Raw genomic sequence first — 22851 nt, forward strand, 5'->3', positions numbered from 1 at the left:
CGTGTGGGACTATGGCTTCGGCTTGTTCGGCTAGCGTTTCAGGCGAGTGATCTTCGTACCTTCGAGTGAGATGCCGGCCATCAATCCGGCGTTTGTCAGCACGAGGACTTCGATTGGGCTGGTTGCGCTCGACGTGTCGATGTCGCCGTTTGCGCCGACCTTGAGCAGTGCGACGGTGGCATCCGCACCGGCGGCCCAGCCGTCCAGACGCCGGAACCGAACGAGCGAGTCCTCGGTCAGGAAAACGAATATGAGCGCCTTTGATTGCGCACCGATCTGTGGGCCGAAGGACCCGCCTGCGCTGCTGTAGTAGCCCTCCGTGCGTCCGCCAACGCGCAATGCGCCCTCGCCGTACTGTGCACCCACGATAAAGCCCGCTGAGAGCACGGACGGAAACACGAGCACGCCATATGCTTTGCCGATGAGCTCATGCGAACCTTTGACCGTCGCATACAGCCGTTCGAGTGTCGCACTGACCTCGGCGTTGATTGCGCGATCATGGTCGTCGATTGACCCGGCCGTGTTTGTGGTCGACGGTCTGGTCGTGGTGCAGGCACCGATGCAGAGCGAGCCAATAGCGGCACCAGCAACTGCAACGAAGTGTCGTCTGCCTGATCTGAACATCTTCATCTCCCTTATTCGATTCAGATTGAAACGGAAGCGATGCGCGAGTGACACCGGAAAAGATGCACAGTGTAGGCGGGGCCAGGACCGGGTGGATGATGCATCCGCACCCCGACTCCTGGTGCGAATGTCTCGGGAAAACAGGCCTTGCAGTGCGATGAAGGTGACGTCAATGCGTGTTGGCCGACCTCCGCCATGTGAGCACAGCGGCGCGTGAAAAAGATGAGAGATAGGAAGATGGGCGATGCGTTTGAAGATCGTGAGGCCGCTGAACAGGCATTGATAGATAGGACACTGAAGTAATGATGGCCCCGGCAAGGCAAATGTACTGGATAAGCTGATGCATTCGCTTCTGGCTCACTGTCCGTCATCCGGTGATACTGATGTCGTTCCGGAGCGCAGTGCGCGACGGAAGCAAATGACCAATCTTTAACCTGGAGGTAATCATGGATAAGAACCGTATCGATGGCGCTGCCAAGCAGGTGAAGGGAACGATCAAGGAAGCGATCGGCAAGGTAACGGGAGATCGTGCCACTCAGGCGGAAGGCGTCGCCGAGAAAACAGCCGGCAAGGTACAGGAAAATGTGGGCAAGGCGGCTGACGCCGTCAAAGACAAACTGAAGAAGTGATGACGTGCTAACCCGCGCGCAGCGCCTGATGCTTGTATGCGGGGCGTTTCGCGGGTTGACTGATTGGCTGATTTGTCTGGTAGCGGAGGGTGATGGACGGCGCATCACCCTCCGTCAATCTCCCTGATCTGACCGGTGCTCAAGCCTCGTCGCTGCATTCTGTACAGGCTTGCGTTTGTACTTGGTTATCCAAAATACCGATCGAATAATCGCGCCGACACGATGAAGCGCCTCGAATGACGATGAGTGACCTGTCAGAGTGTTGGATGCCGGGGGGATGGAGACCGGCTGCTCGCCGGAAGCGCCTGATCAGGCGTCCGCTCGGTTGCCGTCGCGTCGTAAGCGATGTGAAATAAATAGCAAAAACCCGCCAGTTCTCTTCTGAGCTGGCGGGTTTTTTTTGATTGCGGGGCGCGAACTACATACGGCGATGAAGTCGCTCAACCGTTCAGTTGCGATTCGACGTTCAGGACGATCCGTGCAACCGGGTTACTGTCTGCAGATTGCGGCGCAAACTTGATCTGGGCGAAGGTAACGATACCGAGAGCGACGACGAGGAGTGCTCCAGATGCGGCGATGCGGGTAAGGTATTTCACAGGGACCTCTTCTTGATGATGTAGACAGAAATTGAACGTAGGTTCCAGACGTGTCGACTCAACTTCAGCGGCATTCTGGTGCGCAACCGGCAACGCCGGACGCGGTGGTCGGATCGCATTTTGCCGATCGCAACGGTTATTGTGCAGTGCAGTATAACACAACTATGATGTCGCATCGGCTGCTTCTTGGGGCTTGTGCAACGCACTATATCGGCTTTTTCCGTCGGTTTAGTGCGTCATCCCGTCGCGAGCGGACGCTTAATTGGCGTGCGCCGGGTTGAAGGGTTCCTCTGAAGTTTTTATGGTTTGCTGCGGCGTGGAGATTCGGCACCGCCTTGGCTGACCGAGTGCCGCGCGCTAACGGTAGCTCCTGTCCGCGTTCTAATCTTTCGTCCTACAAAAAGCTTGCCGGCTTTCTGGTTCATCCGTCATGTAGGCCCAAACTTGGGTCGGGAATGACGGCCAGCTTGTAGCCAGTGACACCATCCGGCAGCAAAAACGCCATGCCTCTGCATTCAAGCACTCCGCACTTATTGGTCTTTCAAGCGTTTCCAAAATTGAAAAGACTTCGAATTCTTTTCAGAAACTGGCCCGTCGGGCCGATGTCGGGCGACGCGAGAACGGCGACCTTGCGATGAAGGGCTTCCATTCCGCGACGTGCGGACTTGTCGAGTTCGGCGGCAAACTCTGAATGTTTGGCCAGAAGTGGTTCGAGCACTTTGCGCGGAAGTCTGTAAATCCTGCAGTAAGTGCGTGCGACCCCGGTAGCCGCGTGAGGCGCCGCGGTGAGCATGCCAATCTCGCCGACGTACTCGCCCGCGCCAATGCAGCCGATCGTCTCGGTTGCTGATGCCGATTGCCGCGTAAGCTCCAGAATGCCCCACGCGACGATATACAGCGCGGGATCGACCGAACCCTCCGAAAAAAGCGCGTCCCCCGGTTCGAGTCGCAACAATTCCAGCAGCGCAGAAAGGCCGTCGAGTTGCTGCTCGTCGAGGCACTCGAAGAGTATGACGTCACGCAGCAGACGGCGCGCAAGCAGCGCCTCGTCGGGGAGCTCGGACTTCGTCAGCTGATCGTGGTGGCTCAGGTCGGAAAAACCGGCATAGTGCAACTGACGACGCACGCTTCGTAGCAAGAGATCCCGGGTGGGTCCGAGATGGCTGGTATTCGCAACGTTAAAAGCGATTTTGTAGGTGTTTCGCCGCGCACCCAGCTGCGCCAGAACGGCGCTTGGCGGTGGCGCTTGCAGAATGTCCGGGCATAGCAAAGTAGCGTGCAGCAGGATTTCGATGACACGATCAGGAAGGGCATGCTCCGAACAGGATATGTCCACCGAAGCGATGCGGCGCGGACTTGGAATGCTGCGGTTAATAATCTCCGCCTTGGCGATCAGGCTGTTGGGAATGATGGCCATGTCGTCGCCGTCCGTGTTGATCCGGATCGAACGCCAGTTGATCTGCACGACGACCCCCTCGATCTTGTCCGCGATCTGGATGCGGTCTCCGACGCTGAACGGTGCCTCAATGCCAACAGCAATGCCGGAAAACACATCGGCTAGCGTATTTTGCAAAGCCAGACCGAGCACGATCGCGACGACGCCAGACGTGGCGACCACGCCGGTGACCGGCAGCGCGAACACCGAGTTCAGAACGATCGCTGCAGTAGCGATATAGATTGCAGCGGCCGCGAGGTCAGAGAAAAGTCTGGCGCCGCGCGAGCGCCGGTCGCGATGAAGCGCGAACCATAGGGTCGCCACGACAATGCGCGAACCCAGCAGCCACCACGCGCCGCCGATTGCACGCAGCCAGACGGCTCCGCTGTCGGCGTGCGCCTGCAATGGCGGAAACACGGGAAAGAAAACGTGCTGTCGGTGGAAGTAAAAGCTGATGGCGATAAAACAGCTAACGTCGAAGGTGAGGCGGATCCTGTCGGAAAAGCGGCGAAGTCCGAGCACGCCCGCGAAAGTAATGGCGACCAGCATGGCAGCCGAGAGAAGCGTCAGGTTCACGTAGTCCTCGTCTGGTGCTATTGCGGCGCTGCGCCCAGCACGCCGGTCGCTAGCGCCAGGGTTGCGGCCGCTGACAAGGCCGCGCTGTATGCATCGGTCGTCGCGTTTTTCGCCTGCAAAAGCTGGGTATCGGCCAACGTCAGATCCGTGATGGAGCCGACACCGTGCTGATAGGCGGCGAGCGCCGCATCGAAGGTAGTCTGGGCAGCGCTGGCGAGCGACTTCGATGCCTGGTACGCCGAAAGGCTGGTGCGCAGGCTGTTGTCGGCAAGCACGATCTCGCGCACGGCTTCGTCACGTACATGCGTCAGTCTGGCATCGGCGCTGTCCGCTTCGGCCCGAGCCTGGGACAGCAACGCCGAGCGGGTGCCACCGTCATAAAGCGGTATCGACACGCCAATAAAGACACCGCCGTTGAAATGATGTCCATTGATGTTCACGGTCGGCGGTTGCTGCCCGGCCGACGGCAGCGCTGTCAAGCCCAGGCCTCCCTCGTTGTATGCGCCGACTGCCGAGAGGAAAATCTTCGGCATGAACTCGGCCTGTGCTGAGCGAATGCTCGCAAGGCTTGCGCTTCGTGCCGCGTCCGCCCCGAGCACGTCGGGCCGCCGCGCAATGGAACTGGCGACGATCGCTTCCACGGAAGTCTCCAATGAGGGCGACAGATCGCGGGACGCTACATCGGCGATCAGGATACGGGTGAGCGGCGAGATCCCCATTGCCGTCAACAAGGATAGGTAGGCGTCTTTCTCGTCGCCGCTGGCCCGCACGAGCGCCAGCTTCGTCTGTGCGGTCCCCAGGCGCGCCTGCGCAACCTCGATGACAGTGCCCGCGCTGTGCTTATAGCGGGCTTCCGCGGCGCTTTGCACGGCTTGCGCGTTACTCAAAGACTGGGTGGCCGTCGCGACTCGCGCCCGAGCCGCCGCGTGTGCATAGAAGGCAAGCGTCACGTTGTAGATGACCTGCTGATGGGCGGCGTTAAAAGCAATGTTCGCGACAACCGACGCCTCTTTGGCGGCCTCGACGACTGCAGCACGTTGCCCGAAGTCGAACAAAAGCCATTGGAGCGAAACCGCTGAGACGGTGCCGTTCGCAGAACCGCTATTGTTGAAGCTCACGCCCTGCGTGCTGTCGTTGCCACTGTTGCCCTGGTAGCCGCCGATTGCGGTGGCGGTCATTCTCGGCAAGTAGTTGCTCTCGGCAATGCCGGCGGCAAGTGCTACGCGTCGCGCGTCATTCCAGGCAATGCGCGTTGTCGTATTGTTCGATTCCGCGAGGTCGATCAGGTCGGGCAGGGAATAGACCCGGCTGGCATCCACGGCGGCAGAGGGCGCGATGTTGGCTAGCGCCGGATTCGCTGGGAGCACGTACCCGTTCGCTGGCGCTGCCGTGTTCCGTTTGCCTGGAATGATCTGGCCACTGGGTGCGGTCGCAGGTGACCAGGGCCGGTCCGGGCGATCCGGCGCCATCTCGAGAGCCGATGTCGCGCAGCCGAGTAGCAGCAAGACGGACAGAACGGCGACGATCGAACCCTCACACCCTCGCATAGCCGGCCCTCGTCTCGTCGTCGCCGACCGGTTGCGTGATTGCGTTTTCCAGCTCTGCGAGAAAGGGGTCGACGATTGCCTGAGACATACTTGAGGGGCTGATGACGTCCTCGTCGTGCGCCGGCAAGGAGGGCGTTTCTGGCGGCAAAGAACGGCTTGACCCCTTCGTTTCAGCGCTGAACGTATCGGCCAGACGATCAAGCCGGCTCGCAACTACCCCGGCCACCAGAGGTTCGCGCCCGGTGCCGATCAGAAGCGGCCCCTGGAGACCAGCGATGGCATCGGCGACACGCCTTCGGCGCTCAAGCCAGCCTGGCGAAGCACGACCGGACGACGGCTCATAGCGAAACAGATCCAGGTCCTCGCGGATGGCGCCCAGCGCCGCCTGAGCGTCGGCGGCGCGCGTCCAGCGCTCAGGATGCTGCTGCATGCCGGCCAGCGCGGCGAGCCTGCGAAGCAGGGCGGCAATGGCGGGATCGACTCGTTGAGACACGCTTACCGGCCAGATCTGAGTGAACGTCAGCGCGACGACCAGGTTGCCGAACAGTATGCCAATCACCCGGTCACGAGCGGTGGTCATGTCGAACGCAGGCGACGCACCCTGAATGACACAAAGAAAAAAGGCAAATGCGATCTGGAAGCCGATATAGGAAATGCGCGGACTGCCGGCGGCGATCCAGCCCGAGAGGAGCGTGGCAACAAAAACGATAGCCATCAGCGCACCGATCGAGGTGACACTCGGCATCAGAAAGACGATGGCTGCGATGCCGGCTGCGGCACCGATCAGGCAGCCGATGATCCGCAACGTCAGCTTTTCGACTGTTTCGGCGGTGGTGCCGAGCGAGACGATGTAGCAGGTGATCAAACAGGTATGGATTCCGGGCCAGTCAAGCAGCGAGTAGACCACGTAGCAGAACATCGCCGCAGCGGTCGTTTTCAACGCGTACCGGGTGTGGGCCGGATTGGTGAACGCGTCCGGGGCGAAAAAGCCGGTCGCGCTTTTTGCCGGTGGATGAGCGGGTAATGGCGTCGGCGGCGGTTCGGCGAAGCCAGCCAGCGCAACGCGCAGTTCCGCCAGTGCCGCCGCCGCGAGCGGCGACAACGCCGACTTGCCTTCGCTACTTTCGAACGAGATATCGACCGGATAACGGCCCTTTCGGAGTATGGCCGCCATCTCATCGAGTGTTTGTGCAATGTGCTCGCGAAGAAGAACGGTCGGTGGCACGCCAGGCTCGCGCGCAATAATGTCCACCGTCGAAAGGATCGCTACAGTGGATTGACTCGCTTGCTTCAGTGCGGCGAGCTCGTGCGGGCGGGAAGTTTTCTCGGCCCCGGCCAGTTTCAGCCAGCCCGGAATGTCGCCAAGTCCCCGTTGCAGATAGGCGTTGAGATGGTTCCGGGCGCCTGCATCCTTCAAACGGAGCACCTTCGCGGCGGTACGCAGGCGCTGCGCCAACTCTCGTTCGGCGAGTCGTCTGGGCGGCGGCCCGATGACGAAGTTGACCACGATCGACACGCTTGCGGGAATGCCGACGAAAAGCCATGCATAGAGAAGCGCCCGGGTTGCGATTTCGCCGATCTGAATGCTACCAAGGAGATCCAGCGCGTAAGCCACGATCAACGCGATAATGCCGCCGACCGGCTTGAGCTTGCTCGCAGACGCCGCAAACAGCATGCAGAACGATATCAGCGTCATGGCAACAAGACGCCAGAGCGGGTCGTCGATCACATGCACGGTGATCAGTAACGCAATGCCGACGACCAGCGTGATCAGCACGAGCATGACAGCGCTTACCACCACGCTCGTCGCCCGGTCAGGCTTGATGACGAAAAAGGCGACATACGTGGTGAGTGCCGGCTCGGGCGTCTGATAGATCTCAGCGACGAGCGTCGTCAGCGCACACAGGATAGCCAGTCGGACCGCAAACTCGAAGCGTCCGGGAAACGGTTCGAGAACAGCCCGAAGCCGTTCCATGGCCGGGTGCGGCTGCTTACCTGCAGGCGTCGCCATGCTTGATCTCGACAACGGCTGTGGCGCCCAGCCTCACGAGCGCCTGAGGGGGATGCTCGAGCCGGATACGCACTGGAAAGCGCTGCGCCACTCTAACCCAGTTGAGCGACCGTTCGACGTACGGCACCGAGCGCGGAAGGTTGATCCGGTCGGTATCGAGTACCCCTGCGCCGATGCCTTGGACGGTTCCTTTGATGGGGCGACGTCGATCGATCATCGAGAAGGCTGTCACGCAGTCGCCGACCGCAATGGCAGGCAGGTCAATCTCCCGGAAGTTTGCGACGACGAACCATTCGTCGTCGTTGACGAGTGTGAACAGAGGCTGCGCCGGTGCGACGATTTCTCCGGACAGGACGTTAAGTCCAACGACGCGGCCATCGTGCATCGCACGAACGGTCGTGTCGGCCAGTGCATGTCGCGCGATGTCGAGCGCCGCCTGGCGCGCACGCACTGTTGCCTCGGCGCCCGCTACCGTATCGATCGCCGCGACGGCGGCCGTCTGCTGGACGTGGGCCTGCTGAAGCGAAGTCATCGCATCATGCTGGGCCGTTTGCGCCTGATCGAGCTGCTGTTCGGAGACATAACCCTTGGCCGCCAGAGGCTGAAGCCGCTGCACCGTGCGTTGCGCGAGGGCGAGATTGGCGCTAGCGCGTTGTACCTGATCCGCCGAGACAGTTGCTGTCGATCGCTGGGTCGACAGCACGCGCCGCTGGGTGTCCAGAGCCGCTCTTGCCACGCTCAGGTCCGCCTCGGTCTGCGCTACGGTCAGCCGGTACGGAACCGGATCAATCTGAAAAAGCAGATCGCCCTTCGTGACGTGCACGTTCTCGGTGACGGCAATGTCCACGATCCGTCCGCCGACGACCGATGCCACGTGTACGACATCGGCGTCGATGGTGGCGTCATCCGTGGACGGCATGACAGAACTCCTGTGCAGGACATAGAGGCTGAAGAGCATGGCCACGGCAACGATTGCAAACGAGATCAGCCTGGCCCAGAGCGGATGGCCGCGGTCGCCCTCAGCTCTCATGGTCCGTGCCCAAACCAGAGTACCCAGACGAGCAGTGCCAGGCAGACGCCGATTGCCGTACAGACAAAAAGCGGAAAGGGCAGGACATTAGCCGATCCGCAGAAGATGAAGATGGCGCGGGCAGCGATCGCGGCAAACACGCCGAGCGCTGCACAAACCATCCAGGCGGGGAAGAATGCGCCGAAAAGCGCGAACGAGGGCGCGCCTCGCGTGGCGCACCCGTTCAACGTACTCAAGGCTAGAACCAGGTAGAGCGCGGGCCGTTGCCTCACAACCGTCCTTTCATTCAGAGTTCGAGAACAGATTCGCCGGTCGCCGCCGATCCCAATGCGCGGTACTGGGCAGCCCATCGACGCGACATGGTCAGGCATTCTTCGAAGGGTCGCCGCAGTTAGCGCTCTTTGCTTCGAAGGGACAGGAGGCCGAGCAGGATTTCATCCCGATGCGCAGCAAGTTCCTGGACGGATCGGGATTTCGTCTGTTCATGCACACCGCGGACAATGGTCTCCCGAATTTCGGGAGTCAACTCGGGCGAGCCGAGTACATGCCACCATGCATTCAGCGGTCCGGTAAATTGCTCGAAGAAGTGCTCGATGCCGCCGTCGCCTCCGCCCAGGTGAAAAAGAAGGCTCGGCCCCATACCCCCCCAGCGCAGACCCGGTCCCCAGCAAACAGCGGTATCCGCGTCGGCGACACTGACCACGCCTTCCGATATCAGATACACCATCTCACGATACAGCGCGGCTTGCAGTCGATTCGCGACGTGTCCGGGCACTTCCTTGCGCAACCGCACAGTGCGCTTGCCAAGACTGCTATAGAAGGCCGAGACGCGTTCGATTGTGTCCTCCGACGTTCTGGTCCCGCCGACAATTTCGACGAGCGGCATCAGATGCGGCGGATTGAACGGATGCCCGATCACGCACCGCTCGGGATGGTGCTCGCAAGCTGACTGGATCTCGCTCATCGTCAGGCCTGAGGAGCTCGACGCGATGATGGTTCTGGGTGGAAGGATGTTGTCGAGATGTCGATAAAGCTCTTTTTTGAAGTCGAGCCGCTCGGGCCCGTTCTCCTGAACAAAATCGCTGGCGGTCACCGCTTCATCGAGATTCGCCGTGAAAGTCAGTCTGGAGCGCGAGGCGCCTGGTGCCAGTCCCAATTCTTCCAGCGCGGGCCACGCCGCCTCGATGAATGCATCGAGCTTCGGCCCGGCATCCGGTGCGATGTCCGTTGCGATGACATCCAGACCCCTGGCAAGGAAGAGGGCGGCCCAGCTTGCCCCTATAACACCCGTGCCGATAATGGCGACGCGTTTAATGTCGTTGCTCATGGCTAACATCCTTCGAGTTGAGTGCGATCAGGCAAAAGCGCTGAAACCGCTTACCGCCTTGCCAACAATTAGCGAGTTCATCTCGCGCGTGCCTTCGTAGGAATAGAGCGCTTCGGCGTCCGCAAAGAAGCGTGCGACGTGGTAGTCGAGCACAATGCCATTGCCGCCGAAGATTTCACGCGCCCAGGCAACAGTCTCGCGCATGCGGGTCGTGCAAAATGCCTTGGCGAGTGACGCATGCTGGTCCAGCAGCTTGCCCTGGTCCTGCAGTTGCGCCAGCCGTACGACCATGCATTGCGAAGCGGTGATATTGCCGAGCATCTTGGCGAGCAGGTCCTGCACCATCTGGAAGGACGCGATGGGTTTGCCGAACTGCTCGCGAGTCTGCGCGTAGCGCAGCGCATGTTCATAAGCGCCCATACTGCATCCGACCGATTCCCACGCGACATACTGACGGGTCAACCGCAACACTCTTGCCGTGTCGCGGAAGGACAGATCTCCCTGAAGCCGGTTCTCTTCAGGAACCCTGCAGTTGTCAAGCGTGATGACGCCGTTCTGCACCACTCGCAGCGCAATCTTGTTCTCGATTTTTTCGACCGAGAAGCCCGGCGTGGCTTTGTTTTCGACAATGAAACCCTTGACCTGATTGTCTCCAACATCGCGTGCCCATATGATCGACAAGTCGCACCACGGCGAATTGCCGATCCATCGCTTCTGACCATTGAGAACCCAGGTATCGCCTTCTCGACTGGCAGTTGTCAGCAAGCCTCCTCCGGCGCCCGATCCGACCAGCGGCTCGGTCAATCCAAAGCATCCGACTTTCTCCAGCCGTGCCATCGGTGGCAACCACTTCTGCTTTTGCGCTTCGGATCCGCCGAGATAAATCGAGCCCATCGCGAGGCCACTGTGAACGCCGTAAAAGGTGGCAATCGACGAATCCACGCGAGCCAGCTCCATGGCGATAAAGCCGTCCAGTAGCGTACTGCCGCCCGGACAACCGTAGCCCTCAATGCCGATGCCGACGATACCGAGTTCCCGGATGCCGGGAATCAGTTCGAACGGGAACGCATCCTCAGCCCAGTACTTGTTGATGACTGGAGCGACCCGGCTTTCCATGAACGAACGTACCTGCTTTAGCAGCGTTCTCTCGGGCTCGCTCAGGAGCTCATGAATCAGATAGAAATCGCTGTCGGGGGCCGGAGGCGGGCGGTCTGGTTTTGAGCTGGCATTCATTGGAAATTCCGTCATCAGGATCAGGATGCGTTCGAAGGGATGCGCAAATAGTCATGAATAACTTCCCCACCACCAATTGTCAGATCGACCACCATATGGATTGCCGATATGACCTCGAGTACGGGCAGCTTTGCGACAGGGGCGAAACAATGAGGATGCAGTTCGAGAGAACCGGGTCCAGTCCAGGCCCCTTTGACCGTGACGTCAGTCACGTAATATTTCACCAGTTCGCAGACTCTGGCTGAGCCGTCGACGTGCGGCAGAATCTTGAGCAGGAAGCCTGGCGCCGCGAGCGTATCCTTCACGGTGCCGTGATCCAGCGGCGCGTATTTATAGGCCATCGTTGCAGTCGCAACGCGCACGCCGTTGTAGTCGAGGGTCCCGACCAGAGCGTCGTTGCGAATTTCGAGCTTCGGTTGGGCAAGGACTTTTGGAAAGCCGAGCAGTTCCCGACCGGAGGCAATGCCCGCTTCATTATCGAGATACATGGCATGAGTGAAGCCGCCGGACTCGCCGTTATGTTCCACCGGGATGACCTGACCGGTCTCGGTGTAGGACCCAAGACCACTGGAATCCGGCATGCCAATGAATTCGTATTTAACAAGCGGGGCGGCCGGACGCAGCGGCGCTGGCACGATGCGGGCAAGAGCGTCGGGATCGGTACGATACGTGATGATGATGGTTTCCCGATCCACGAAGCGGAAAGGAAACCGTGGATAAGCGGGGCTGCTGATCGGCATCGCGTAAGCGCAATCGCGGACTTCGTTCTCAGTCATGGAAAAGCTCCAGAGTGCGCCGGCCGGTAGCCGTCCGACGCGTTGCCAACAGAGGTGTTGCTTCCAGAATTTTCAGGTAGTGGCAGTCATGCGGCGCCCTCGAAGCGCGCAACCACGCCGGCATCGTTGAGGCGTGAAATTTCGGTGTCGTTAAAGCCTAATTCCCTGAGGATTTCCGCTCCGTGCTCGCCGAGTTGTGGCGCGAGGCGGGGTTTGACCTTCTCCTCTCCGCCTATGTGGATGGGATTGCTGATCGTGCGCGTAGCGGGCCGACCTGGCACGTCGAGCGGAACCACGATTCCATTGGCCGCCAACTGCGGATCGTTGATGATCTCTTCAGCGATTTGCACAACACCGAAAATGACGCGGGCTGCGCTGAGCGTTTGTTTCCAGAAACTGAGCGGCTGACTGGCGAACAACGGGTCGAGAATCTCGACGAGCGCGGCCGCGTTATCGGTGCGCCGATCGTCGGTGAAGCGCGGATCGTCGAGCAGGTCGGCGACCCCTACCGCGCGAGCGAAAGCTGGCCAGTCCTTGCGTTGAGCCGCCACCAGCAAAATCCAGCGACCGTCGGCCGTCTGATAAGGATTGAGCAGCGCGTTGGGTGGGTTTTTCCGGTCGTGCTGGGCGAAGAACTTTCCGCCGTTGAGACCACCTTCAACCCACGCCGCCGCTGCCCAGATGCCGTTGGCGATCAGTGACGTCGACACATGACCGCCTTTGCCGGTCGTGGCACGCACATACAACGCCGTCACAATCGCGGCGTAGAGGGTGGTTGCCGTGGCATGATCGCCAATCCCCGGAATGGGTAGCGTCGGCGGGCTCCCGGCATCGTGGGTGACCTCCATGAGGCCGGATCGGGCCCAGTAGGCTGTGACATCGAAGCCGGGAGTATCGGCTTCGGGCCCTTCGGAACCGTAGCCGGTAATATCGGCGTAAATCAGCTTTGGATTAAGAGAAGAAAGAGCCTCGTACGTTACCCCCAAAGACGCCTTTACACGTGGCGGGAAATTGACGACCACCACATCGGCCCATTGGACGAGTCGCGTGAGTACCTCTTTGGCACCGCCGGACTTCAGGTCGACGGCGATGCTGCGCTTATTCCGGTTCGTCAACTGCCACGCGTAGTTGGTATCGGCTACCGGGTTTGGTGGCATGCTGGAGAAGAAGCGGTAGATGTCGCCCGTACCGGGCGGCTCGATCTTGACTACGTCCGCACCGAAGTCGGCCAATATCGTCGTGGCGGCTGGACCGGCAATATAGCTCGCCAGATCGAGCACCTTGAGACCTGAAAAAACGTGTTGTCCGTCAATCATGGAAGTGTTCTCGATTTGGGTTCAGATATTGACTCGATCCAGACCCGGTAAGGTCACGGTCGCGGGGCGGAACAGTGAAAGGATCAGGTATTACCGACCCTTGAACCTGGGCGCACGCTTCTCGAGAAAGGCGGTGGTGCCTTCTTTTTTATCTTCGGTCGCGGCGCATAGTGCGAAAAGCTTTCCCTCCAGAGCGAGTCCTACCGGCAGGGGTGCATTGAGTCCCTGGTTGACTGCATCCATCGCATAAGCGACGGCAAGCGGTGCGTTGGCAGCAATCTGCTCCAGAATCGCCTCGGCGCGAGCGATAAGACCGTCGGCCTCTACCATTTCATCCACGAGTCCGACACGGAATGCTTCTTCTGCCGATACCATTTCGCCAGTCAGGATGAGTCGCATTGCTACCCCTTTTCCGACCAGTCGAGGGAGCCGTTGCGTACCCCCAAAGCCAGGGATGAGCCCCAATCTGATTTCGGGCTGGCCGAACTTCGCGCCCTGAGCGGCGAGCCTGATCGTACTGGCAAGCGCGATTTCACATCCGCCACCGAGTGCAAGGCCGTTCACCGCCGCAATGACTGGCTTGCCGAGATTTTCGATCTGGTCAAGCAACGCCTGGCCCGCGCGAGTCTGACTTTCGGCTTCAATCGGCGTGGCCTTGCTGAGCTCGCTGATATCGGCACCCGCAATGAATGCACGCTTGCCTGCGCCAGTTATGACGACGCCGCGAATCTGCGGATCGGCTCGGGCATCTTCGAATGCCGTGCGCAATTCCATGATCGCCTGCTGGTTCAGCGCATTCATCACGTCGGGACGGTTGAGCGTCACATACGCTGTTGCATTTCGCTTTTCATAGAGAATAGTGCTGAAGCCGGGGTGAGGTAAATTTTGCGACATCAGATCTTGTCTCCCGCATTCATGGGGCAGACGGGGCTGCTGCTTCATGCGCAACGGTTACACCGCAGCGCCGCCACTCGTCTTTGCTATTTGCGAAACTTGGCACTGCCGGGTCAACGTAAGTCACTGCTAGTGGTTAGACGGTTGAAGGTCATGGCCGTGACACTGACGACAACATGCGCATTGCCGGGCGGGATCAGGACAAACGACCTGATCGCCGGCGCATTTTTAATCCCGGTATTCGAATTCGCGGTATGACGATTAAACGCTGACCCGCACGTGACAAATGCGAGGACTGTCGCGGAAGCGCTTGAATTACGGATAATTCGCGCATCAGTCGCTGTTCGCGAATCAGTTTTTTCCGTGGATGCCCAAGTCGGCCAACTCCGCGAGGCGATTCCCGTTTGACTTCACCTTACGCTGTGCGCATTGTCCAGACCGACCTCAGCGATTCATGCTGATCTTAAGTCTTCAGCGCCATGCCGCCTATGTGATAACTCACAACGCGACTAGCTATCTTTACAATGCCGGTACCATGTCGCCGCAACCGACTGGTGGTGTCTTTGCAGGCATCGCAAAACCGACAGGCGAAGGTCTCATCGCTGTGAACCACGAAGTTTGATTGCGATATTGAGCTTTGATACCCAACTCGCGTCATCGAGGCGGGCTCCGAGAATTTTCTCGATTCTTTCCAGCCGGTGGTTGAGGGTATTCGGGTGAATGCCCAGAACGCCCGCGGTGACTTTTCTTCGCTGCAACTGATGAAAGTAGGTCTCGAGTGTCTCAAGCAGTTCGGGTTCGCTAGCGAGCTGTTCGACCAGAGAGACGAGATAGCGCAGGGCATTCTTCGCACCACGGACGCTCTCTTCGACAATGATTTCCGAGTACAGCCGCACGCGCTCTGCGTGGGCGTTGCCACGGCCAAAGCTGAGCGCGCGGATTGCTTCCTCTGCGGACATGGCCCACCCAGCCGCACCCTCGCCGGTGAGGCCGATACCGATCGCCTTGATTTCCGGCATGGTGACCATGAGCGACGTGATCTGCTTGCCGACCTGACGATCGCTTGCGCTCATCAAGTCCCCGATCCGCGAAGGTATCCAGACGAGTAGTTGACCTCGGTACCAGATGTCCACTAGATCATCGAGAGGCAATTTAAGCCGTCCGCCGGTAGCAACCACAATCCGGTCCAGTTCGCTTTTGAATGTGGGCGAACTGCTGTCGATCGAGTCGATTTCGATAGCGAGTGCTATTCGAGGGGCCGCTGCATCAAGTCGTAGAGCGGCTGCCGTCTTGGCAAAACCCTCGGTGTCCTCGGGGTAATAGAATATGATGCTCTGCAGCTGATAGCGTAATGAGTCCCGCCACCGAGCCTGCTTATATTGTTCATCCAGATAAGCCTGGGAAATGATCTGCGCCAGAATGTCGAAGAACTCCATCAGGAACGGAGAAATCCGAAATAACAGTTCATCGCGCAAAAGGTCGCTTTTATCATCGGTGTCCGTATAGCAGCACCATAGCTCACGAGACCCGAGTCGGAACGCCCTCAACAGCACATCAAGGGGCACGCCCTGATGCACGCGGCGACGCCCGAAGTCCTTGAAGACTTCGAAATTTTGCGCCGATGGAGAGTTACCGGACAACAGCGTATCGAACCAGAGCTTCGCAGCCCAAGCGATCGAGTTTCGGGTGTCGAGCTTCGCCGGAGAGTCGAGATCGGCGTAGGGTGGGATATTCATCAACACCGCATAGACACGATCGACGACCGTGTCGATATGTGAATCGAGTCGCTCGGTCCACATCTGCAGATCCGGCGATATTTTAGGAATGTTCATCTTCACGTTTTGCTTGCCTCCGCAGGGTTTTGCCACTGCTCGCGTGGTGACGCCGTCTCCCGGCGCATGGCAGAGTCACTGTCACTCGCGCGCGATCCTATTGTGCGCTTCTCTCGTGAAGCTGAGCCGCGATGGCGCATGATAAATGCCGGGGCAAGGCAAATGAAGGCCTGACGCATTGTCATAATCAACAAGCGATCTGTAATTTTTCACAACGATCAAGCCGGCGTCTTGAAAATGAAAGACACAAGCCCGCGAATAGCTCGATATCTTCCGTTCCTTCTCGCAGGCAGCCAATGAGTTCGATCAAACGGTCTGCACGCCGTTAGCTATCCGAATGAATGGGTTATCTTCTGGAGAATCCGGATAGACGATCGCACGATAATGGCAAGCAGGAAGACACGCGCTTCGTGGCGTTCGTGTACGTCGGCCGGAGCGGCGAGATCTTTCGGCTGTTCAGACCGAACTGGTTGCGATCACAATGAGGACGGGTGTCGGTCTTCTCGTCCTTCTCGCAAGGTTCGTCTATTTCCCCGAAGAGCATCAGACCCATGTTCAACCATCCGGAACATTCAATGTTCGTCGGAGCGATTCCGATTGGGGATGGCGCCGATCATCAACGGCTTGAATCGAAAGCTTTCATTGATCGTTTGAGTTTGTACTGGCTCTGCATGGTCGACATTTTGGAATTGAATCGACGCGAGGAACCCGGAGCGCTTTTAAATAGAGATCTTCCTTTCTGTACGGCCCCTGGATCGGTTAAAGCCAAACGGAGACCGGCGGGAGTCAGCGCTTCCAATTTCTCTGCGTAAAGTCAGGACCGGTTCGATGCGATTGCCCACCATGTGGCCGCCCGGCCCCGAGCGACACACGCGTTCCGAAACCATTTGAGGTCATGCTCTCGCATCCAGTGGTTGCGGCGTTCATTCCGTGTGTCGCCGCCCACGACGTGTCGTGCCATCCCATGCACAGAGGACCTTACGGCATCAGCACCACGCGCGCACGGTCTTCAACGTTTGCCCACTGCAAAGCGACCTCGGCAAGCGGCGCCGTACGCGTCGCGATCTGCCAGTGCGCGGGTATGGCGGCTTCCAACACCTCTTCGACGGCGTGCAATAGCCGTGTGAGCGGCACGCTGCCCATCCCGCTGCCCATCAGCGTAATCGCCGTCGCGCGCAAGGCGGCGCCCGGCAACTCGAATGCGTCGCCGCCGATCGATCCTATCTGCACGAAGCGAAGCGGATACCCGTCGGGCAATGTTTTCGCTGCGCCAATGAGCAAAGCGCGCGCGCTCGATCCCCACAAATAGTCGAGCACCACGTCGACGCCTGCACGGAAATGCGGCTCGAGCGCGTCACTCAACGCACGTTCGTCGTCCTCAAGCGGGATGACGCTGTCGGCACCAAGCGCCTGCAGCGCGGCGAGCGTCGGTCGATGTCTACCGGTTGCGATCACCTTCGCCGCGCCGAGGTGCTTCGCGATCTGCACGGCAAGACTGCCCGACACGCCGGTCGCGCCATTGATCAACACCGTCTCGCCGGCGATGAAACGGGCGCGCTCCTTCAGCGCCGCCCATGACGACATCCCCGGAATGGCAAGCGCGGCCGCCACGTGTGGCTCCAGCGCTTCGGGCAGCGCCACGCAGTGCGCGTCGGGGACGAGAGTGCGTTCAGCCAGGCCGCCGAACGGTGCTGTCGGCGCGAAGAAATAGACGGGCGAACCGTCCGCCCGTCGTCCCGCTCCATCCACACCTGCCACGAATGGAAATGCGCCCGAGGACGAATAATGCGTGCCAGAGGCGCGCGAACGAGTCACGTGACTCAGTGCCGATGCGTCGACGTCGACTAACGTATGTCCTGCGCGCGGTGCAGGCTCGTCGAAAGACGCATACACGGGCGCATTGCCCTTGGTGGTTATGACAGCCGCTTTCATGCGCGCACCTCGTTGGCCAGGTGCTCGTCCATCAACGCGCGCAGCGCAGGATCGCGGATCTCGAACACGTCGAAGAGCCCGAGTGCGCGCAGTGCGGGCACCGCGGCGACGATATCGAATGCGGCGTCTGCACGCGCCGCATCGTCAGCGTTCCGGTCGGCCCACACGCGTGCGTTGATTAGAAAAGCGCCGACAGTGCCTTTGCGAACGGTGACACCATTGAAATCGCAAGCATTCATGTGGTCGGGTAGTAACTGGTCGGATCGCATCGGATTCTCCATGGGTAGTGATGCCCCAGTCTAGGCGTGCACAATCGGCGCGGCTCCGGTATAAAAGTCATTCAATACCGTTTTCTGGCCACTGCGATGCCCAACCCGAAACATGTGCCACTGGCGACGTCGCCGCTGATTCGCCCCGACCTCGTGCTTTCGCCCGAAGGGGCGTTTCTTGCGGCGGCCGAGCTGACGCAGAGTGAGCCTCGGGAAACGGCAATGCACCACCATCCGCGCGGGCAATTGATGGGTGCGTTGAGCGGGCTGGTTTCCGTGTCCGTCGAGCGTGAACAGTGGGTCGTGCCAGCGATTCATGCGATCTGGATTCCACCGCATTGTGTGCATGGCATGCGCTCTCACGGACCGTTCTCCGGCTGGAGTGTGTTCATCGCGGAGTCGCGCTGTGCGGATTTGCCTGCGGTGCCGCGCGCGATCTGCACGACGGCGCTGTTGCGCGAGGCCGTGCACCGGGCGGCGAGTTGGCCGGGGAGGACACTCGACGTCCAACAGACGCGTGTCGCCGAAGTCATCCTCGATGAAGTGGCCGCTGCACCCGCTGAGCTATTGCGTCTACCGAGTCCTCAGGATGCGCGGCTCAAACGCATCGCCGATGCACTGGCGTGCAATCTCGCTGACCCGCGGCGTCTGGAGGAGTGGGCCGCATGGGCCGGTCTGTCGGCGCGCACGTTGAGCCGTCGTTTCATCGCGGAGACGGGCATGAGCTTCGCGCAATGGCGTCAGCAGGCAAGACTCTTACGCGCGATGGAACTTCTCGCCGATGGCGTCAGCGTGACGGCCATCGCGCTTGAGCTCGGTTACGAGAACGTCAGCGCTTTCATCGATATGTTCAGGCGGACGACGGGCCGTACGCCTGGACGCTATGAAGCCGGCAAATAGGCGATTCGGACGGCGCGTCTCTGTCGAGTGGGCGCGCGCGGTTGAATAGCGCAAAGGAAGCTTGCCGGTCTGGTAGATCGCGAATATGACTAGCGGTGTAACCGCGAACCAGACCGGCGAGCGAAGGCCACACCGCGCTTGAACGAGCGGGACAATGCCTGGTGATCGCGCCATGACCTGCCATTTGTACGGCCACGGCCGCACTGACAGTCGCCTGGCGCAGCGGAATCCGTGCCACGCGTCAAGCGGCGAAGTGGATCGATATTATTGGTCTGCGCTGTATTGGCGCCTTAGCCGGTTCGCCGCGTCCTGCAGGATTGCCTGCGCGCGTGATCCCACTGCCGCAGAATAGCGGACCGACGGAATCGCCAGATTGAGCGAGCCGATTGGAAAACCGGTTGACGATAGAACCGGCACGCCGACCCCCACAATGCCCGGCGTGTATTCCTGCATCGAAAATGCGACGCCTTTCTCGCGTATTTCATCCAGTTCGAGTATCAGCGCTTCTTTTGACGAAAGGGTGTTGGGCGTGAATTGTTGAAAGATGACCGAGCGAAGGTATTCGCTCCTCATCACCTCGGGCAGATTGGCGAGGATGACTTTCCCGCCGGACACGGCATATAGCGGCGCAAGATCGCCCAAACGCAAATGCGACAGCAATCTCTGCTGACTGCTGACCGTGGCTACCACTTCGACCTGATCGCCCTTGAGCTGATTGAGCGCACACGATTCGCGCGTCTGTTGCGTAATGTCCGCCAGAACTGGCGCCGCGCTCGCAATGAGGTCGCGTGACTGCGTCGTCCGCTGCGCGAGTTTGACGACGGCGTCGCCGAGGCAGTATCCCTTCGTTTCCGATATGTAGCGGATGTAGCCCCTCGCTGACAGACTCTGCAATAACTTGGTCAGGCTGCTCTTGGGGATGTCGAGTGCCTGGGCAATTTCGGAGTGGGACATTTCCCGACCCCAGCGCGCAAGCAGTTCAAAGAGATCGAGCGTCCGGTCCGCTGACTTGACGAAACTGCCCGCTTCAACGTCGTGCTTCATGGTCTTTGCCTAAAACGTTCACATATGGGAACAGGCTATAGCTGATGTAAAGGCGCGTCAAGCTCAAACGCGCCATGCGGTTGGGCAAGCTCGAAGAATAAGCCTCCAGGGAGAACCCTTGTTGTTCCTCTAAATGAACGAGTTCATTATAGAGAACATGCGAACGCGGTCCGATCGGTATCGCGGTCCGCACATCCCATGTGAGAGAGGAAACCATGCTTGAGGGGAAGACCATCGCCGTGACCGGTGTTGCATCCGGAATTGGCGCGGAAACGGCCGTCACATTGAAGGCGATGGGCGCGAGTGTAGTGGGTGTAGATCGCGTGGTGCCCACGCACGATGCATGCAGCGCTTTTCATCATGCCGATCTGTCCGATCCGCAAGCCATCGATCAACTGGTCGACGTGCTGCCTTCCGGTTTGAACGGTCTGTGCAATATCGCGGGCGTGCCACCTACGGCGCCGCCGGATCTTGTGTTGAAAGTCAACGTGCTGGCCCTTAAACGTCTTACCACGCAATTGATCGACAAACTGGCCGACGGTGCGTCCATCGTGAACCTGGCATCGCTCGCGGGATTCGACTGGGCCAGGTCGGTCGACGAAATCAATGCGTTCAACGCGGTCGATTTCGATACTGTCGATGCGTTTTGCGAACGGTTTGAGATTGAAGGTGCGCGTAGCTATTTCTTCTCGAAAGAGTACCTGATTGCGTGGACCTTCATGAACCGTTGGACATGGCGCGACAGAAATATACGCATGAATTGCGTGAGTCCGGGCCCGGTCCAAACGCCGATCCTCAAAGATTTCATCGCCACGCTTGGCGAGCGGGTCGAAGAGGACATGAAGATCATGGACCGCCCGGCAACGCCGGCGGACATCGCACCTGTGGTGGCATTCCTGCAAACGGATGGCGCGCGCTGGCTGCGCGGTGCGAATCTGACGGCGGATGGCGGCATGTCTTCGCATATCGCACTGGCCCGGCAAGGGCTTTGATCCAACACTTACCGGAGACGATCAGAATGACAATGCTCGCACACGCCCGCACGGTCGACGATGCGAAAACAGAGTACTCGATCAACGGACCGCTTCTGATGCCGTTTTCGAATGTCAGGCATTTGCCGTATCCGGGCAAACTGCGCGCGACTCAACTCGCTGGCTTCGCGGAATTATCGCTGCATCCGCATGAGGTACGGGACATCATGGCGGGCGGCACATCAGCACGCGACATGCTGAGCATGGCGGCCGACCACGGCGTTCGCATCACCCGGCTCGATCCGCTCAGTAACTGGAACCCGCGCTGGCTTCCGACGAACATGGATGCCGAGTACATTCGCGACTTCAATATCCCCGCAGTCGAATTTTTCGACTTGTGTGAGCAACTCGGCTGCGGCTATGCAAGCCTGAATGCGACTTTTGCTGCGGGACTTGTACCATTCGAAGAAATCGTCGAATACTACATGGCTACCTGCAAACTGGCGCACGAGCACGGCGTAATCTGCGACATCGAGAACCTGCCAATGTGGGGTGTTGCAACACTCCAGCAGGCATGGGACATCGTGTGTGCTGCCGACATGCCCAACGGTGGCATTGTGTTCGACACGCTGCATTTTATTCGCAGCCATTCAGATCTCGCGACGTTGGCTTCGATTCCAGGCAGTGCGATCCACTGTGTTCAGGTGAACGACGGACCACTGGAGCTTCCGGCCGGCGTCACGCTGGAAGAGAACTGCTTCGACCGCCTGTGGCCGGGAGAAGGCGAATTTCCGCTAATCGACATGCTTCGCACGCTCGCGCGTACGGGTGGGCTCAACCAGGTCAATCCGGAAGTGTTCTCACCACACAATCGCACGAAGAGCGCGGAAGCGATTGCGAAGCTGTCGTCGGATTCGATGCGCAGCGTGTTGACTGAAGCGGGCATTGCTTTCGCGTAAATGCGGCGAGCGCCGTTTCTGAACGATTCAGCAGACCGAGCAGGAAAAGATATGGACTCGCACGAAAAGGGTTATTTCACTGAGGCCAACTCGATCGAAGTCGTGACCGGGCGAAACGAGAAGGCCACGAACGAGCGCGTGAAGTTTGCGATGGAAGTCATCACCCGCAAACTGCACGAAGCCGTCAAGGAGATAGAGCCCACGCAACAGGAATGGTTGAACGCCATTCTGTTCCTGACGCAGACAGGTCATCTTTGTGATGAGTGGCGACAGGAGTTCATACTGCTGTCGGACGTGCTGGGCGTGTCCATGCTCGTCGATGCGATCAATCACCGCAAGCCGTCGGGCGCAACGGAGAGTACCGTGCTGGGCCCGTTTCACGTTGCGAGCGCTCCGGTGCTGGAGATGGGTGCGAATATTTGCCTCGATCAGAAGGGTGAGCCGATGCTCGTGCGCGGCCGCGTTCTGGATATGGAAGGCAAACCGATCGCGAATGCGACGCTCGACGTCTGGCAGGCGAATGACGAAGGCTTTTACGACGTTCAGCAACGCGGCATTCAGCCCGATTTCAACCTGCGTGGCGTGTTTCGCACACAAGATGATGGGCAGTACTGGTTCAGGGCGGTCAAACCCAGGTTTTATCCCATTCCAGACGACGGCACGGTCGGCGAACTGCTCGGACTGCTCGGGCGGCATCCCTATCGCCCGGCGCATCTGCATTTCATCGTGAAAGCGGACGGGTTCGCCGCGCTGACCACGCATATTTTCGATCCGGACGACGAATACATCCATTCGGACGCCGTATTCGGCGTCAAGCAGAGTCTGATGGTGCATTTCGAGCGAGTCAGCGATCCCGAGCGGATAGAGGCGAGCCAATTCGGTGGGCCATTCTGGGAACTCCACTATGACTTTGTGTTGACGAACGCGTAACGATCGAACGGTATCCGGCG

General features: G+C 59.5%; 21 protein-coding genes. 5 read left to right on the plus strand and 16 right to left on the minus strand.

Features of this window, described 5'->3' with window-relative positions; genetic code table 11:
• Positions 1-30 precede the first annotated feature (30 nt).
• On the minus strand, positions 31-624 hold the full coding sequence (locus AAGS40_RS26135; RefSeq protein WP_345817410.1) for a YSC84-related protein: 594 nt from the start codon (positions 622-624) through the stop codon (positions 31-33).
• A 446-nt stretch (positions 625-1070) separates the two neighbouring features.
• Between AAGS40_RS26135 and AAGS40_RS26140 the strand changes: the two genes are divergently transcribed.
• Positions 1071-1253: a CsbD family protein gene (locus AAGS40_RS26140; RefSeq protein ID WP_345817411.1), complete on the plus strand. Its 183-nt coding sequence runs from the start codon at positions 1071-1073 to the stop codon at positions 1251-1253.
• 440 nt (positions 1254-1693) lie between these two features.
• Here AAGS40_RS26140 and AAGS40_RS26145 read toward each other — a convergent pair whose 3' ends face one another.
• From AAGS40_RS26145 to AAGS40_RS26210, 14 genes are all read right to left on the minus strand, one after another.
• Entirely contained in the window at positions 1694-1849 is a 156-nt protein-coding gene (locus AAGS40_RS26145) for a hypothetical protein (RefSeq protein ID WP_020071396.1), read from the minus strand.
• A 541-nt stretch (positions 1850-2390) separates the two neighbouring features.
• Complete coding sequence (locus AAGS40_RS26150; RefSeq protein WP_345817414.1) at positions 2391-3833, minus strand: mechanosensitive ion channel family protein; 1443 nt, start codon at positions 3831-3833, stop codon at positions 2391-2393.
• Between the two features lie 44 nt (positions 3834-3877).
• On the minus strand, positions 3878-5407 hold the full coding sequence (locus tag AAGS40_RS26155) for a TolC family protein (protein WP_345817416.1): 1530 nt from the start codon (positions 5405-5407) through the stop codon (positions 3878-3880).
• A complete protein-coding gene (locus AAGS40_RS26160; RefSeq protein ID WP_345817417.1) occupies positions 5394-7418 on the minus strand; it encodes an FUSC family protein in 2025 nt (674 codons plus the stop codon). Before AAGS40_RS26160 ends, AAGS40_RS26155 begins: the two co-directional genes overlap by 14 nt.
• Positions 7399-8448, minus strand: a complete 1050-nt coding sequence (gene mdtN / locus AAGS40_RS26165; protein WP_345817418.1) for a multidrug transporter subunit MdtN — start codon at positions 8446-8448, stop codon at positions 7399-7401. The genes AAGS40_RS26160 and mdtN overlap by 20 nt, the downstream gene beginning before the upstream one ends.
• A complete protein-coding gene (locus AAGS40_RS26170) occupies positions 8445-8819 on the minus strand; it encodes a YtcA family lipoprotein (RefSeq protein ID WP_345817419.1) in 375 nt (124 codons plus the stop codon). Before AAGS40_RS26170 ends, mdtN begins: the two co-directional genes overlap by 4 nt.
• Before the next feature lie 20 nt (positions 8820-8839).
• The gene (locus AAGS40_RS26175; protein ID WP_345817421.1) at positions 8840-9775 is read right to left on the minus strand and encodes a 3-hydroxyacyl-CoA dehydrogenase NAD-binding domain-containing protein; all 936 of its coding nucleotides are present in this window, start codon (positions 9773-9775) and stop codon (positions 8840-8842) included.
• Positions 9776-9802: 27 nt separating this feature from the next.
• A complete protein-coding gene (locus AAGS40_RS26180; protein WP_345817423.1) occupies positions 9803-11008 on the minus strand; it encodes an acyl-CoA dehydrogenase family protein in 1206 nt (401 codons plus the stop codon).
• 20 nt (positions 11009-11028) lie between these two features.
• Positions 11029-11784 carry an acetoacetate decarboxylase gene (locus AAGS40_RS26185; protein ID WP_345817424.1) on the minus strand — a complete coding sequence of 252 codons (756 nt, stop codon included), beginning with the start codon at positions 11782-11784 and terminating at the stop codon, positions 11029-11031.
• A gap of 86 nt (positions 11785-11870) precedes the next feature.
• The gene (locus tag AAGS40_RS26190) at positions 11871-13100 is read right to left on the minus strand and encodes a CoA transferase (protein WP_345817425.1); all 1230 of its coding nucleotides are present in this window, start codon (positions 13098-13100) and stop codon (positions 11871-11873) included.
• A gap of 90 nt (positions 13101-13190) precedes the next feature.
• Positions 13191-13994: an enoyl-CoA hydratase-related protein gene (locus AAGS40_RS26195; RefSeq protein WP_345817596.1), complete on the minus strand. Its 804-nt coding sequence runs from the start codon at positions 13992-13994 to the stop codon at positions 13191-13193.
• Between the two features lie 596 nt (positions 13995-14590).
• Positions 14591-15826, minus strand: a complete 1236-nt coding sequence (locus tag AAGS40_RS26200; protein WP_345817426.1) for a helix-turn-helix domain-containing protein — start codon at positions 15824-15826, stop codon at positions 14591-14593.
• A 978-nt stretch (positions 15827-16804) separates the two neighbouring features.
• Positions 16805-17758: a zinc-binding alcohol dehydrogenase family protein gene (locus AAGS40_RS26205; RefSeq protein ID WP_345817427.1), complete on the minus strand. Its 954-nt coding sequence runs from the start codon at positions 17756-17758 to the stop codon at positions 16805-16807.
• The gene (locus AAGS40_RS26210; protein WP_345817428.1) at positions 17755-18027 is read right to left on the minus strand and encodes a hypothetical protein; all 273 of its coding nucleotides are present in this window, start codon (positions 18025-18027) and stop codon (positions 17755-17757) included. Before AAGS40_RS26210 ends, AAGS40_RS26205 begins: the two co-directional genes overlap by 4 nt.
• Before the next feature lie 96 nt (positions 18028-18123).
• On the opposite strand from AAGS40_RS26210, the gene AAGS40_RS26215 reads away from it, so the two are divergent.
• A complete protein-coding gene (locus AAGS40_RS26215; protein WP_345817429.1) occupies positions 18124-18927 on the plus strand; it encodes a helix-turn-helix transcriptional regulator in 804 nt (267 codons plus the stop codon).
• Positions 18928-19191: 264 nt separating this feature from the next.
• Here AAGS40_RS26215 and AAGS40_RS26220 read toward each other — a convergent pair whose 3' ends face one another.
• The gene (locus AAGS40_RS26220; protein ID WP_345817430.1) at positions 19192-19971 is read right to left on the minus strand and encodes an IclR family transcriptional regulator; all 780 of its coding nucleotides are present in this window, start codon (positions 19969-19971) and stop codon (positions 19192-19194) included.
• A gap of 215 nt (positions 19972-20186) precedes the next feature.
• On the opposite strand from AAGS40_RS26220, the gene AAGS40_RS26225 reads away from it, so the two are divergent.
• From AAGS40_RS26225 to AAGS40_RS26235, 3 genes are read left to right on the plus strand one after another with little or no spacing between them, the layout of a single operon-like run.
• Positions 20187-20963, plus strand: a complete 777-nt coding sequence (locus AAGS40_RS26225) for a coniferyl-alcohol dehydrogenase (protein WP_345817431.1) — start codon at positions 20187-20189, stop codon at positions 20961-20963.
• A gap of 26 nt (positions 20964-20989) precedes the next feature.
• Positions 20990-21901: a sugar phosphate isomerase/epimerase family protein gene (locus tag AAGS40_RS26230; protein WP_345817432.1), complete on the plus strand. Its 912-nt coding sequence runs from the start codon at positions 20990-20992 to the stop codon at positions 21899-21901.
• A gap of 51 nt (positions 21902-21952) precedes the next feature.
• Entirely contained in the window at positions 21953-22831 is an 879-nt protein-coding gene (locus AAGS40_RS26235) for an intradiol ring-cleavage dioxygenase (RefSeq protein WP_345817433.1), read from the plus strand.
• The last annotated feature ends 20 nt before the right edge of the window (positions 22832-22851 follow it).

The sequence above is a fragment of the Paraburkholderia sp. PREW-6R genome (genome assembly GCF_039621805.1).
Classification (GTDB): Bacteria; Pseudomonadota; Gammaproteobacteria; order Burkholderiales; family Burkholderiaceae; genus Paraburkholderia.

Bases quoted from the DNA above. Each gene is read 5' to 3' on its own strand.
- AAGS40_RS26135 (WP_345817410.1), bottom strand. From the start codon at position 624: ATGTTCAGATCAGGCAGACGACACTTCGTTGCAGTTGCTGGTGCCGCT.
- AAGS40_RS26140 (WP_345817411.1), top strand. From the start codon at position 1,071: ATGGATAAGAACCGTATCGATGGCGCTGCCAAGCAGGTGAAGGGAACG.
- AAGS40_RS26150 (WP_345817414.1), bottom strand. From the start codon at position 3,833: ATGCTGGTCGCCATTACTTTCGCGGGCGTGCTCGGACTTCGCCGCTTT.
- AAGS40_RS26155 (WP_345817416.1), bottom strand. From the start codon at position 5,407: ATGCGAGGGTGTGAGGGTTCGATCGTCGCCGTTCTGTCCGTCTTGCTG.
- AAGS40_RS26160 (WP_345817417.1), bottom strand. From the start codon at position 7,418: ATGGCGACGCCTGCAGGTAAGCAGCCGCACCCGGCCATGGAACGGCTT.
- mdtN (WP_345817418.1), bottom strand. From the start codon at position 8,448: ATGAGAGCTGAGGGCGACCGCGGCCATCCGCTCTGGGCCAGGCTGATC.
- AAGS40_RS26170 (WP_345817419.1), bottom strand. From the start codon at position 8,819: ATGCCTGACCATGTCGCGTCGATGGGCTGCCCAGTACCGCGCATTGGG.
- AAGS40_RS26175 (WP_345817421.1), bottom strand. From the start codon at position 9,775: ATGAGCAACGACATTAAACGCGTCGCCATTATCGGCACGGGTGTTATA.
- AAGS40_RS26180 (WP_345817423.1), bottom strand. From the start codon at position 11,008: ATGAATGCCAGCTCAAAACCAGACCGCCCGCCTCCGGCCCCCGACAGC.
- AAGS40_RS26185 (WP_345817424.1), bottom strand. From the start codon at position 11,784: ATGACTGAGAACGAAGTCCGCGATTGCGCTTACGCGATGCCGATCAGC.
- AAGS40_RS26190 (WP_345817425.1), bottom strand. From the start codon at position 13,100: ATGATTGACGGACAACACGTTTTTTCAGGTCTCAAGGTGCTCGATCTG.
- AAGS40_RS26195 (WP_345817596.1), bottom strand. From the start codon at position 13,994: ATGTCGCAAAATTTACCTCACCCCGGCTTCAGCACTATTCTCTATGAA.
- AAGS40_RS26200 (WP_345817426.1), bottom strand. From the start codon at position 15,826: ATGAACATTCCTAAAATATCGCCGGATCTGCAGATGTGGACCGAGCGA.
- AAGS40_RS26205 (WP_345817427.1), bottom strand. From the start codon at position 17,758: ATGAAAGCGGCTGTCATAACCACCAAGGGCAATGCGCCCGTGTATGCG.
- AAGS40_RS26210 (WP_345817428.1), bottom strand. From the start codon at position 18,027: ATGCGATCCGACCAGTTACTACCCGACCACATGAATGCTTGCGATTTC.
- AAGS40_RS26215 (WP_345817429.1), top strand. From the start codon at position 18,124: ATGCCCAACCCGAAACATGTGCCACTGGCGACGTCGCCGCTGATTCGC.
- AAGS40_RS26220 (WP_345817430.1), bottom strand. From the start codon at position 19,971: ATGAAGCACGACGTTGAAGCGGGCAGTTTCGTCAAGTCAGCGGACCGG.
- AAGS40_RS26225 (WP_345817431.1), top strand. From the start codon at position 20,187: ATGCTTGAGGGGAAGACCATCGCCGTGACCGGTGTTGCATCCGGAATT.
- AAGS40_RS26230 (WP_345817432.1), top strand. From the start codon at position 20,990: ATGACAATGCTCGCACACGCCCGCACGGTCGACGATGCGAAAACAGAG.
- AAGS40_RS26235 (WP_345817433.1), top strand. From the start codon at position 21,953: ATGGACTCGCACGAAAAGGGTTATTTCACTGAGGCCAACTCGATCGAA.